The sequence below is a fragment of the Actinosynnema sp. NPDC037264 genome, assembly GCF_055603705.1.
Genome location: NZ_JBVJVK010000024.1, coordinates 15,138 through 28,606, shown reverse-complemented (window position 1 = coordinate 28,606; position 13,469 = coordinate 15,138). Strand labels below are relative to the sequence as shown.

5 protein-coding genes are annotated in these 13,469 nt (G+C 72.9%); 3 read left to right on the top strand and 2 right to left on the bottom strand.

The window, feature by feature from the left end; genetic code table 11:
- Window positions 1-11: 11 nt before the first annotated feature.
- Window positions 12-9,512 carry an RHS repeat-associated core domain-containing protein gene (locus ACZ7GX_RS24805; RefSeq protein WP_498779920.1) on the bottom strand — a complete coding sequence of 3,167 codons (9,501 nt, stop codon included), beginning with the start codon at window positions 9,510-9,512 and terminating at the stop codon, window positions 12-14.
- Between the two features lie 235 nt (window positions 9,513-9,747).
- Window positions 9,748-10,260, bottom strand: a complete 513-nt coding sequence (locus ACZ7GX_RS24800) for an RICIN domain-containing protein (protein WP_498779919.1) — start codon at window positions 10,258-10,260, stop codon at window positions 9,748-9,750.
- Between the two features lie 174 nt (window positions 10,261-10,434).
- Here ACZ7GX_RS24800 and ACZ7GX_RS24795 point away from each other — a divergent pair, with 174 nt between their 5' ends.
- From ACZ7GX_RS24795 to ACZ7GX_RS24785, 3 genes are read left to right on the top strand one after another with little or no spacing between them, the layout of a single operon-like run.
- Complete coding sequence (locus ACZ7GX_RS24795) at window positions 10,435-11,640, top strand: hypothetical protein (protein WP_498779918.1); 1,206 nt, start codon at window positions 10,435-10,437, stop codon at window positions 11,638-11,640.
- The gene (locus ACZ7GX_RS24790; RefSeq protein WP_498779916.1) at window positions 11,641-12,804 is read left to right on the top strand and encodes a sensor histidine kinase; all 1,164 of its coding nucleotides are present in this window, start codon (window positions 11,641-11,643) and stop codon (window positions 12,802-12,804) included. It abuts the gene before it with no gap.
- Between the two features lie 2 nt (window positions 12,805-12,806).
- Complete coding sequence (locus tag ACZ7GX_RS24785; RefSeq protein WP_498779915.1) at window positions 12,807-13,442, top strand: response regulator; 636 nt, start codon at window positions 12,807-12,809, stop codon at window positions 13,440-13,442.
- The last annotated feature ends 27 nt before the right edge of the window (window positions 13,443-13,469 follow it).

Here is a 13,469-nt window from a genome sequence, read left to right as displayed (position 1 = left end):
GATTCCTCTCATCACTGCCGGTCGAAGTACCAGGCGTCCTTGACCGTGGTACCGAGACACCCGGCCACGCCGATGATCACGGCGTTCTCGGGCTTGAACTGGGCTTGGCCGCCGTTGAGGTAGACGGTCAGCCCGGTGACGACCCCGTTGACGCCCAGGCACTGCGCGAGCGCCTTGCCGGGGCTCGACCGGACGTAGCCGATGGGGTTGCGGACGAACTTGGTGCCCGCCCAGCGGCCGACGGTCTTGGAGCCCTCCCACAGGCCGCGGCCGAAGTTGGCGAGACCGCGCCCCACCGCCTGCGCACCGCGCCCCACCGCCTTCGCGCCGCCGACCACGCCGTTCTTCACCGCGGCCGCGCCCGCGCGCACCTTGGCCAACGCCTTGCCGCACTTGCCCGCGTTGTGCACGAGCACGTCCGCGTCGCCGGCCACGACCTGGAAGGTGTGCACGGTGTCGACGGTCAGGTTGTGGACGGTCCGCTGTTCCGCCCACGACCGGACGCCGACGACGGTGCCTTCCGAGAGTCGTTGCCCGGCCACGAGGTCGCCGGCCTCGACCCACCCGCCGTCGGCCCAGAACGGGTGGCCGTCGGTGGTGGTGAGGGTGGACGTGCGCCCCTCGGCCTCCACCTCCACCTCGACCAGCTGCTTCAGGCCGGTGCCGGTGATCAGGTCGGTGACGGTGAAGGCGCCGGTCCGCCCGGTCGTCGGGTCGGTGGCCGCGACCCGGTCGCCGACCCGGACGTCCTCGATCTCCTTGGTCGAGCCGTCGCCCATGCGCACCGCCGTGTCGCCGGCGAAGCTGTTGGCCGCGACCAGCGAGCACGCCGCGTCCACGATCTCGTCGGCGTGCTTGGCGCCCATCCGGACGCCCTTCGCGGCACGCACCGCGCCGACCCCGTACGGACCGGCGAACAGCGACAGCGCCGACACGCCGGCCCAGACGCAGCTCTCCACGTCGCCCTCGGTGACGCACCGCTTGCCGTCGTTGTAGCCGCTGATCTCGGCGAGGCCGTTCAGCAGCGCCTTGCCCTCGGCCTTCCAGCCCTGCCACTTCGGCCACTTCCACGCGAAGCCACCGCCACCGGCGCCGGACTTGCTCGCCGCGGACGTGTTGCTCACCGGGTTGCCGGCCTTCTGCACGGCCGCGTCGTAGATCTTGTCCGTGCCGCGCTTGGCGTCGGCCACCACGTCGCGGTTCGCGCCGACCTTGCCCGCGGGCAGCTTCGGGTCGGAGGACACGGTCTTCGGCATGTTCGTCACCGGCGCGTGCGCCGCGCCCGACACGGTCCTGGGCACGTGCCGCGCCGAGTACTGCGCCGCCGCCTTGGCCTGCGCGGTGACGCGCCGCTTGCGCTCGTGCTCGGCCCGTCGGGCCGCTTCCGCCCGGGCCGCCGCGCTCGCGTCGTAGCAGGCGCCGCAGCTGCCGCCACCGCCACGACCCTTGTAGGCCGGGCCGGGCGCGTAGCTCGGGTAGGTGCCGTTCGCGCCGGACTGCTTTTTCTTCTTCTTGCCCGAGAGCCGGTCCGCCTGCTCGCGGATCGCGTAACTGAGGTCCTCGTGGTCGAAGCAGAGGTAGCACTCGTAGGGCACCACCCACTGCGACGGCGCGTCATCGTCGTCGTCGAACCAGTCCCACGGCCACGACCAGTGGCCGTCCGGGTCGACCTGGCCGACCGGGTCGCCCGCGCCGTAGGCGTAGCGGTTGGCGCGGATGCCGTCGCCGCCCTGGAACGGGATGTCGTCACGCGAGCCGAACCCGCCGGTGGCCGGGTCGTACCAGCGCGCGCCCATGTCGACCTGGCCGGTGGCCGGGTCGGTCCAGTCGCCCTGGTAGCCCAGCGGCCCGGTGTCGCCGGTCCTGGCGGTGACCTCGCCGAACGCGTCGTAGGCGGTCCGGTCGGACAGCGCCTGGCCGTCCGGTGCGAGCGCGCCGATCACGTCGCCGTGGCCGTTGGCCACCGGCACGCGCGGCGTGTCGCCCTGCTTCGTGGCCAGCAGCTCGTCACCCGGGCCGCGGGCGAACGTGGCCGTGCCGTCGGACACCACCTCGTCGTCGAGGCCCGCGTAGGTGAACGCGGCGCCGTTGCGGGTGGCGACCCGGTCCAGGGCGTCGTAGGTGAAGCTCTGGCCGGCCGCGCCCACCATCCGGTCGAAGGCGTCGAACGCGAACGGCTCGGTGTGCCCGGAGCTGGTGCGGCTCGTCATCGTGCCGCGCGGGCTGTAGGCGTAGGTGTAGTCGCCGTCGGACAGCAGGCGGTTGCGCTCGTCGTAGGTCGAGGTCTTGGCGCCCGCCTTGGTGCGGTTGCCGGCCGCGTCCCACTCGTACGGCGTGGTGACGCCGCCCGTGGTGGCGGTCTTCAGCCGGCCGACCGCGTCGTAGGTGTAGGTGGTCTCGACGCCGTTCTCGGTCTTGCGGGAGACCAGGTCGAGCTCGTCGCGGTGGTAGGCGACGGCCGAGATGACCTGGCCGGTCGAGCCGGTGAGCACGTCCGACTCCTGCCGGCCGTGGTCGTCGTAGCCGTAGGTGCGGGTGCGGCCCGCGCCGTAGCCGATGGTCTTCACCGCGCCGGCCGCGTCGTAGCCGTACGTCCGGGTGACGCCGGCCAGTCCCTCGGAGGCGGTGTCCAGCCGGCCCTTCAGGTAGGTGTAGGTCGCGGTGCCGGCCGCGTCGCGGCGGGTGGTCGGGTTGCCGTCGGCGTCGTAGCCGAACTCCGCCGTGCCGCCGGGACCGGACGTGGTGAGCAGGTTGCCGCGGTCGTCGTAGGTGTAGGTGTCGGAGCCCACGCGGGTCGCCCGGCCCACCACGTCGTACGTGATCTCCCTTGCGGTGGTGGGCTTCTCGGCGCCGCTGCCGGTCTCGGCGATGAGCCGGCCGACCGCATCGTAGGTCCGGGTCCGCACGACGCCGCCGGGGGCGGTCAGCTTGACCTCGTTGCCCCGCGCGTCGTACTCGGAGGTCCACGTGCGGTCGGTCGGGTGCGCCGCGGTGGCGGGCTCGGTCACCTTCTCCGGCAGGCCCCACGCGTTGTAGGTGGTGATCGTGCGGTGCCCGCGCGGGTCGGTGTAGCGGGTCAGGTTGCCCGCGGCGTCGTAGCCGAACTCCTGCGTGACGCCTTCCGGCTCGACCTGCCGGACCAGCCGGTCGCCCGCGTCGAACTCGAAGGTGGTGGTGTTGAGCTTGGCGTCGGTGACGGTGGTCGTGTTGCCCGCCGGGTCGTGGCCGAACCTCGTGGTCCGCAGGACCGTGCCGTCGGCCTTGAGCTCCGACCGGGCCACCTGGTCGCCGAACAGGTCGAAGGCGAGGCGGGTGGTGCGGCCGAGGCCGTCGGTGACGCGCACGGCGTTGCCCGCCGCGTCGTAGCCGCGGTGCGTGGGCACGCCCGCCGGGTCGGTCTCCTTGACCAGTTGGCCGAGCGTGTCGTAGGTGAACGCGGTGGCGGCGCCTGAGGGCGCGACGGCCGAGGTCACGTTGCCGAGGTCGTCGTAGCGCTGCCACGCGGTGAACGTGCCGGTGGTCGGCTTGCGCTCGTACCGGGTCGAGGTGAGCGGGCGGTCGAGGTCGTCGTAGGTGGACTCGGTCCGCGCGCCGTCCGGCGCGGTGGTGGAGAGCACCTGGCCGGCGCGGGTGTAGGTGTAGCGCGAGACGGCACGGCCGGTGCTCGCCGGCGCGTCGTGGGTGACGACGCGGTCGAGCTGGTCGTAGGCGAACCTCGTCGCGTGGCCGCGGGCGTCGACGACCTCGGTGACGTTGCCGTTGCCGTCGTAGGACGCCTTGACGACGGGCGTGATGCCCTGGTGCGTGGGCGAGGTCGCGGTCACCACCCGGCCGAGCCGGTCGTGCTCGACGGTCGACACGGCGCCCAGCTCGTCCGCCGAGGCCACCACCTCGTCGAACGTGTTGTAGCCGGTCTTCGCGGTCGGGTTCGCGGTCGTCGGCGCGCCGCCGTCGCGCTCCACCGCCACCGCCGCGCCCGTGGCCGTGACCTGGCGGCCCAGCTCGTCGAAGCCGTAGGTGGTGGTGTTCAGGCGCGGGTCGGTGACCGAGGTCTGGTGGCCGCGCTGGTCGTAGCCGAACCGCGTGACGCGGTCGGTGGTGCCGTCGGTGACGGTCTGCTCGACCACGTTGCCCACGTCGTCGTGCCGGTAGGTGACCGTCTCCGGGGTCGCGGACACCTCCCACGGCACGTTGGACGCCTTGCCGCCGGTGACCGTGCGGGTGACGTTGTCGCCGCCGTCGTAGGAGTAGGTGGTGGTGCGGCGCAGGCCGGTCGGGTCGACCACGACCGTCGCCACCCGGCCGAGCCGGTCGTGGGTGTGCTCGGTGACGGACCTGCCGTTGGCGGTGACCTTGCGGGTCAGGTTGCCCGCGCCGTCGTAGGTGTTGTCCTCCAGCACGAAGTCGCGCTTGCTGCCGTCGGGGTTGTGGAAGTCCTTGAGCACCTTGCGGCGCAGCAGGCCGTCACCCCAGTACTGGAACTCCGTGCGGCGACCCATCGCGTCGGTCCGACTGGCGAGCCGGCCCGCGAAGTCGTAGGACAGCGACGTGACCAGCAGGTACCCGTTGGCCGGCGCGGGCACGCCCGCCGGGTCGCTGCGCCAGTCGCGCAGCCGCACCTCGGCGAGGTCGCCGCGGCTGGTGTAGGCGAAGTCGAACCGGTTGCCGTTCGGGTCGGTCTCGGAGGTCCGGTGGCCGAACGCGTCGTGCTCGTAGGACGTCTCGCCGCCCTCGGCGTCGGTCTCGCGGGAGAGGCGGTTGTGCTGGTCGTAGTCGTAGGTGGTGACGCGGGCCGGGTCGTTGCCCTGGGTGTCGGCCTGCTCGACCCGGGTGGTGTTGCCGTCGGCGTCGAACGTGTTCGTGGTCCGGAGCTGGTGCTTCTCGCCGGTGACGGCGTCCGTGGTGATCGGGCCGGTGGTGGTCCGGAGCCTCGACGTGGCGTCGTAGGTGAACGTGGTGACGACACCGGCGGGGAAGCTGTCGGAGATCGTCCTGACCGTGGCGCGGCGGCCCAGGTCGTCGTAGGTGTACTCGGTGACGAGGCCGTTCGGCTCGGTCACGCGGGCCAGGTCGCCGTTGTTGTAGTAGGCGTACCGGGTCGTCTTGCCGCGTGCGTCCGTTGTGGACGCGAGCAGCGCCGCGGGCGGTGAACCGCCGTTGACGGCGGCCTCCGCGCCGTTGGTGTAGGTGTGCTTGACGAAGCTGCCGTCCGGCGCGGTCTCCTGGAGGACCTGGCCGGTCGGGTGGTAGCTGAACGTGGTGCGGTAGGTGGTGTCGGTCGCGCTCGCCGAGCGGCCGTCGCGAGACTCCAGCGGCAGGAAGTTGCGCGGGTCGTACTCGTCGGTGACGGTCGTCGGGTAGGTCTCGTAGGTGGTGTGGCATTCGGTGGCGGTGCGGCAGGTCTTCGTCGAGGTGATGTTGCCGCGCGCGTCGTAGCCGAGGGTGACCGTGTCGCCGTTCTCGTCGGTGACGACGGTGATCCGGCCGCTGTCGTCGTAGGAGTACGAGCGGATGCTCATGCCCTCCGCGCCGTAGCGGACGAACACCGGGCCGCCGGAGCTGTCCGGGATCGTGGTGCAGAACGACGGGTCGTTGGGGTCGGGCTTGCTGCACGTCTCCGCGGGCGGCGTGGGTGTGGTGGTCGGCTCGCCAGGTCGGTCCTCGGGACGTGCCTCCAGGCCCAGCGGGCGGCCCAGGCGCAGCAGCCAGCCGCCCAGGGCGTCGTACTCGTACAGGCTCGGCCGGTTCGCCGGGTCCAGCACCTCGACCGTGCGGCGCAGGTCGTCGTCACCGCCGTAGACCGCGGGCGGGCCGACGCGCCACGTGCCGCCGTTGTCGTCGGTGTGCTCCTTCACCCGGTCGCGGGTGGTGTCGTAGGTGATCGCGGAGGCGACCTTGCCGCTGGGCAGGGTGATCTTCGACAGCAGGTCGGCCTGGTTGTTGGCGTTGCGGTGCGCGGTGGTGGTCTGCGGGCCGACCGGACCGGAGTACACCGCCACCTCGTCGATCACGCCCGCGAAGTGGCGCTGCGGCGTCGTGCCCCAGGCGGGCCACGTGCCGGTCGCGTGGGCCGCGCCGATCTGGTTGAACGTCAGCTTCTCGTGGTCGATCTGCTTGCCGGTGAGCTCGCCGACCTTCGCCCCGTCGAGGAACAACGTCTGCGTGGCGCCCATGGAGCTGAGCACGACGTGGTGCCACTTGCCGTCGTTGACCAGGACGCCGCTGGTGATCGGGCTGATCGCGCCGACGCCGAACTGGCCGCGCAGCTTGCCGTCCGTGCCGACGTACAGGATCGGGACGCCGGTGGTGGACGTGCTGCCGAGCGCCTTGTCCTGGTAGCCGAGCAGCGGACCGCCCGAGCCCGTGACCGAGGACTTGAACCACAGCTCGACCGCGCCGTCACGGCTCTTCTTCAGGGTGCCCTTGGGGAGGTCGACGGCGGAAGTGGTGCCGTTGAAGGAGGCGGCGGTGTCGGTGGCGTTGATGCCCGGGGTGTTGAGGGTGACGTTCTTGTACGTGCCCACGTCCTTGCCGAGGTTGACGGCCACCTCGCCGGCGGCGGCCGTGCCCTCGGGTTCACCGAGCCGCCAGTACGACTCGGGGCGCGAGTCGAGGACCGCGGTGCGGTAGTGGGAGCCGGTGGTGTGCTCGTAGGTGGTGCAGGCGGTGCCCGCGCACACCTTGGTGAGCAGGTCGCCGGTGTAGGTGTAGCTCCACGTCGTCTGGTCGGCCTTGACGGCGGTGACGCGGTTGCCGGTCCAGGTGAACGCGAGGTGGCGGCCGGCGGTGTTGGTCTGGCTGTTGGACACCTGGGCCTTCTGCAGCTTGCCCGTGGTGGTGTCGTAGGTCAGCACGACCGCGCGGTTGGCGCTGTCGGTGATCCGGGTGAGCCTGCCGTTGAGGGAGAACTGGTAGGTGGTGCCGGAGAGGTCGAGCAGCCGCCACGCGGTCGTGTCGACGGTGAGCCTGGCCTGGCGGCCGAACGGCGCGGCGAACGTGCCGTCGGCGTTGCGGCCGAACCGGACCTGCTGACCGTCGGGGTAGGTGATCACGACGTTGCCGGAGCCGTCGTCGTCCGGGACGAGCTTCATGTCGTAGCGGGTGGACCAGCCGGCGCCGAAGATGCCGTCCCGGCGGGGGTCGAGGCTGTTGTAGGTGCGGACCACGCGCAGCTCCGGGCCGACCGTGGTGACCGAGGCGTCGACGGCGGCGGTGGAGTAGTTGCCCGTCTGCGGGTCGAACTCCTGGTCCTTGGTGCCGTACGGGCCGCCCGCGAGGCGCGAGGTGATCTCCGGCTGCGGGACGCTGGTGAGGATCGTGGAGTACGGCGAGATGATCTCGTTGGTGGCGTCCTTGACGTACGCGCGCCAGTCGTAGGCCTTGCTCCACTCGAGCGTGCCGGTGGGGACGGTCCAGGCGGTCTTGGCCTGGTACCCGGAGTTCACGCAATTGACCGGCTTGCCGGCGGCGTCGCGCTCGCAGACCTCGAACTTGAACTGCATGGTGACGCTCGGCGGCGCGTCGACGTCCAGCGCCCGTGCCCACAGCTGCGGGGTGAGGGTGGGCGCCTGGTAGCCGTTCGGCGGGTGCAGCTCCTGCACCACCGGCGGGATGTCGAAGACCTCGAGGACGATCCGGCCGGGCGGGACCTGGTGGTCGGTGAACACCGGGCCGCCGGTCTTGACCATGGTGAAGTCGAGGAAGTACTTGCCCGGCGGGAGGGCCTTGACGGTGGCGTCGAGGGTGACGCGCTGGTTGCGGGCGACCGTGGCGGTGAGGTTGGCCGAGCGCTGCTGGACGACCGACGCGCCGGTCTTGGCGTTGTACGCGCGGTAGGCCAGGTAGTAGTCGCCGGGCGCCCAGGCCGAGGCGCTCTTGTTCGTGACCGCGATCTTGACCTTGCCGTCCTGGTTCTGCAGGACGGGCGGCTTCGGCACCGGGTCGGCCAGCGCGTACGTCGCGTTGTACGGGCTGTGGGTGACGTAGAGGCGTGGCGGGTTGGCGGTGGCGGGGCCGGTGAACTTCTTGCCGGAGCCGTCGCCGCTCGCGCGCAGGGAGAGGCCGTGGTTGGCCTGCGCGCCGTCGACCCACTTCTGCACCAGGTCTCGTCCGCCGCCGCCGAGGTTGATCAGCTCGCCCGCCGTGGGGCAGTTGGAGGACGACTGGCCGAACGCGATGTGGCCGTGGGCGAAGGAGCGCTCGGCGAGCCGGCCGCCGGTGCTCGGACCGGGGAAGTCGACGTCGTCGCTGGAGGCCCAGCTCTGGGTGACCGGGTGGACGGTGACGGTGCGGGGCTTGCACGAGTCGGCGTCGTAGTTCACCAGCCAGAGCTGGGCGCCGAAGATCGTGTGGTGGCGGAGCTTGTCGACCAGGCCGCCGAAGCGGAGGTAGGAGGCGGCGTTCGGGCCGACCAGCAGGGTGTTGCCGCCGGGGGACGACGAGGTGCCGTTGACGTAGAGGCTGCTGTCGGCGGCCTCGCCGGTGACGGGGAGCTGGACGGTCGGGTCGACGGCCACCGGGTAGGCCGCCTGGCCCAGCCACTGCGCGTCCAGGGCGAGCTGGAGGGCTTGGCGGCCGTCGTGGCTGGTCAGGGTGTAGGTGACGGCGGTGGACCGGGCGCCGTTGGCGTCGACCATGTCACCGGGCGGGATCACGGCGCGGGTCGTGTTGCCCTCGTCCTTGAGCAGGACCTGGTTGTGCTCGACGTGCGCGGTGAGGTTCTTGAGGGTGAGCGGGAACGTGAAGGTGGTGGCGCCGGGGCGGGTGAGGACCAGGGTCTCCTTCACGCCGCCCGGCTGCGACTCCAGCTCCAGGTCCACGCCGGGCTGGACCTCGGTGTAGGTGGCCGTGCTGCCGTTCGCGGCGCCGTCGACCTTGTTGGACCCGGCCAGGCCGTAGGAGACCTCGTGGTCGGCATCGACGGTGAGGGTGGTGAGGCGCTCGGCGTCGGCTCGACGGGCCAGGCGGACGTCCACCTCGTCGGCGGCGTTGTGCCAGCCCTGGTCCGTCTCGACCAGCTCGGTCCGGATGGGCTTCCACTCGTCGCCGTCGCGGTAGTTGAGCGCGCCGGCCGAGAACTCGGTGGTCTCGGTGCCGTCCGGGTTCGTGTAGACCTTCTCGTGCTTGGTGCGCGCCTCGGGCTTCTCCTGGCTCTTGCCCTCTTCGAAGCCCTTGGTCTCGGTGGCGGGCGGCGCCTCCACCGACGCGGTGTTGTGCGGTTGGACGTCCCACTGGACCTTCGGGTAGCGGGATCTCAGCGTGTCGGGGACGGTGTCGTTGCCGGGTGCGCCCGCGAGGTGGTCCGGGTCGGACCGGGCCTCACCCCACCGCTGCCCCGGTCCCGGCGTCGACGACTTGTCCGCCGCGTAGGTCTCCGACCGCCCCCACCCGTCGACCGCGTCCCCGCCGCTGGTCGCGGTGACCGCCAGCACCAGGACGACGGCGACCACCTTGGCCGGGCCGAACGCCCACAGCGCTCCGAGCAGCCCGGCTTTGCGCACACGCGACGACATACCGCTCCCCCAGTCGACTGAGCAGGCCGTCGCGGACGCTAAGCACCTCCACTTCCACCTCACTTCCGTTCGGCTTCCAGCCCATCGCGCGAGCGTGGGCCGGTGGGTGCGGAGCTCACGCGATGCTGTGGGGGTGCGGGCCGGTGTCGAGGACGTCGGCGCGCACGTCCGCGGCGGCCGCGGGACGGGCCACGAACAGGCCCGCCACCGCGGCCGCCGGACGACGCCGAGCGGATCAAGCCAGCCGCCACAGCTGGACGGCGGCGCCGTTGCAGTGCCACTGCTGGATGGTCGTGCCCGGCGGCAGGCTCCAGTCCCGGTTGTCCAGGCAGAGCCCGCTCTGGCGGTTGCGCAGCTGGAGCGAGTTCGGCGCGACGTGGGTCACCTGCCACTGCTGCATCCAGCCGCCCCAGCAACCCCATTGGTGGACCCCCGTGCCGGGGGTGTTGTCCGGCACGTCGAGGCACCGCCCGCTGTTGTCGTTGCGCAGCCGGTAGTAGGTCATGCCCGGCAGGGATTCGACGACCTCCAGGTGCCACCGCTCCGGCGGGCCGCCGTAGCAGTCCCATTGCTGCACGCGCGCGCCGTCGTCGAGGCTGCCGTAGGCGACGTCCAGGCAGAGGTTGCTGTAGCCGTTGATGAGCAGGTAGGGGTTGGTCGGCGCGGCTGCCGCCGACGGCGCGGCGAACAGGCCCGCGCCGAGCAGCGCGGCCGCGACCAGGACCATGACCCGTCTGACGTTGAGCATTTCCCCTCGATTCGTCCGATGTGGTTCCGCGTTCAGATGGTGGCGTTCTCCCGGCCCGCCGGTAAGCGCCCGTGATCGCCCACGGCCCGGTGGGTGGAGTTGCCCACTTCGGCTGCGCCGTGCGGCCGACCGGGCGAGTGCGGCCGGGTGGCCGGCACCGCCAGACTTGGCGGCGTGGGGGCGATCGGCGCGTCGGGCGGTGGGCACCGGGTGCTCGCGGAGATCCTCGGCGCGCAACTCGCGTGGTGGCAGCTCGGTTTCGCGCTGCGCCGGGCGGTGCTGCGGGACGCCCGTCTGGGTCGCCGGTCGGTCGACCCGGACGTGTGGGACATCGGCGTCGGCTGGGCGTGGCAGTGGCTGGCCGCGCCGCGCTGGTGGCGGCTGGCCCGGGACCTCGGCACGACCACGCTGGCCGTGGTGTGCACGGTCGGCCTCGTCCACGTGATGGCGGAGGCCGACGGCGTGGTCGCGACCAGCGCCGCGGTGGCCGGGTGGGCGCCGACGGCGACGTGGTGGCTGCGCCGGCAGGGACGGCACGCCCGGCTGCTCGTGCGGCTGCTCCCCGATCCCGCGGCCGGGGGCCGGGCCGAGCGGACGTCCCTGCCGTGGCGGGTGAGCCGGGCCCTGGTGGCGTTGCTCGCGGTGGGCGCGGCGGCCGTGATGATGGCGGTCGCCATCGGCTACGAGCGCTCGATCGGGCTCGCCTGCCCCCGCTTCGCGGTGGACGCGTCGGTGCTCGAGTGGTGGGAGCGCGACCCGGTGGGCTGCCCGGCCGGCGACACCCTCGTCGACGCCGCCGGCCTGCGCTACACGCCGTGGGTCGTGCGGGACCAGCGGGGCGGGTTCGGCCAGGACTACGTCGTGTACGAGCGACCGGACGCGAAGCCGGCGGTGATCCTGGCCGCCGTCTTCGCCGTCTGGGCGGCCGACGGCGGACCCGCCGGACGGCTCGGCCACCCGCGCGACGGCGGCACCGAAGACACCCTGGCCTACCAGAACTTCGACGGCGGCGCGATCGTGCTGCGCAGCGGCGGCACGCCGCAGGTGCGCCCGGGCGAGCGCCACTCCACCGTCCGCGACCTGGGCAGCCCGTGCCCGCCGCTCGACCGGCCCTGCATCACCACCGTCGACGCCGGGCCGGACGGGATCCGGGTCGGCTGGAGCTACGGCGCGGCCGACGCGTTCAACGTCGCCTGGTGGCCGGACGGCTCGACGCCCGGCGCCGCCGTCCAGCGCGAAGCCGCCGGGTACGAGTACACGGTGCCCGCACCGCCGCCGGGCGGCGCGTACGTGGTCGAGGTCGCGGCCTGCCGCAAGCAGTTCCTGCGCCGGTCCACGTGCACCTGGCCGTCCGCGCGGGTGATCGTGCGGGCCGGCTAGATGACCGCCGACGCCGCCGGGCACCCCGCGCCGATGCTGCTGGTGCTGACGTTGCGCTGGCTGGCGTTCGGGTGGATGTTGGTGGTGGCGTTGCTCAGCGGGCAGATCCAGCGGCCGGTCGAGGCCGGTCTCGCCCTGCTCGCCGCGGGCTGCTGGACGCTCTGGCTCACGGTCGCCGCCGTCCGGCGGATCGGGCGGGTGCTGGCCGTCGACCTGGGGGTGGCGATGGCGCTGGTCGTGGCGTCCGGCTACGTGCACCCGCCGCACGCGCTGCTGACCAACCACCCGACGTTCACCGGCGCCTACCCGGCCGCGGCGGTCGCGGCGTGCGCGGTCGTCCACCGGCTCCGGGGCGGGATCGCCGCGGGCGCGGTGCTCGGCCTGACCCTGCCGGTCGCCTACGCCGCCAATGGCGTCACGCCGGCGGGGCTGTCGTTCCTCCAGGTGTTGACCATGACCGGCTGGGGCCTGTCCTACGTGCTGCTCGGCGGCGTGGTCGGCGCGGTGGCCGGGCAGGTCGACCTGCTGCACCGGCAGGCGGTCCGCAGCGGCGAGCAGGCCGCGCGGACCACCGAACGGGAGCGGCTCGCCGCCCGGATCCACGACGATGTGCTCCAGGACCTCGGCCGGCTGCGGGCCCGGATCGGCGACCTGGGCGCCGGGCCGGCGCTCGCCGCCGTGGCGGAGGGGATCGCCCGGCAGGAAGCGGCGCTGCGCGGCCTCGCGCGCTCGGACCCGGGCCCGGCCCCGCCCGGACCGAACGCCACGGCGTCGTTGCGCGACCGGTTGGCCGAACTCGCCGGGCGGCACGGGGAACTGCCGGTGCGCCTGGTCGCCAGCGGTCCCGTCCGGTTGCCGCCGGACGTGGTGGAGGAGATCGTGGCGGCGGTCCGGGAACTGCTCACCAACGTCGACAAGCACGCCAGGGCGCACCGCGTCTGGCTGACCGTGCTGCACGAGCGCCGGCACGTCACGGTGACCGTCCGCGACAACGGGGTGGGCTTCGCGCCCGACCTCGACACCGGCGGGCTGGGCCTGCGGGTGTCCGTCGGGGCCAGGGTCGAGCGGCTGGCCGGGCAGGTCCGGATCCGCAGCAGCCCCGGTCACGGCACCGAAGTGGAGCTGCGCGTGCCGACCCGTCCGGCCCTGACCAGGGAGGTGTGACCGTGGCGCCGGTGCGGGTCCTCGTCGTGGACGACCACCCCGTCACCCGGGACGGCGTCCGCGCCGGCCTCGATCGCGACGGCCGGGCCGAGGTCGTGGGCGAGGCCGCCGACGCGGCGACGGCGTGCCTGCTGGCCGACCGGCTGCGGCCGGACGTGGCCCTGGTGGACCTGCGGCTCGACAGCCGGGTCGGGCGCCCCGCCGGGCACGGCCTCGACGTGATCCGGCACCTGCGCCGGCAGTGGCCCGACGTGCGGATCCTCGTGCTGTCCCAAGCGGATCCGCACGACGTGCTGCCCGCGATCCGGGCCGGCGCGCACGGCTGGATCACCAAGGCCGCCACCGCCGCCGAACTCGGTGACGCGGTCGCGGCCGTGCTCGGCGCACCCGTGATCCCCGCCGAACTCGCCGCCCACCTGGTCGGCGAGCTGCACCGCGGGACCCCGCACCTCACCAACCGGGAGCAGGACGTGCTGCGGTGCCTGGCGAAGGGCTACGACAACCGCGAGATCGCCGAAGAGCTCGCCGTCGCCCTGCGCACCGTCAACCGCCACCTGGAGAACATCCGCGGCAAGCTCGGCCGCCACCGCCGGTCCGAGCTGATCCGCATCGCCCGCGGCCTGCACGGCGAGCACTAGCTCTGCTCTGTCCTGTGAGGTGACGCT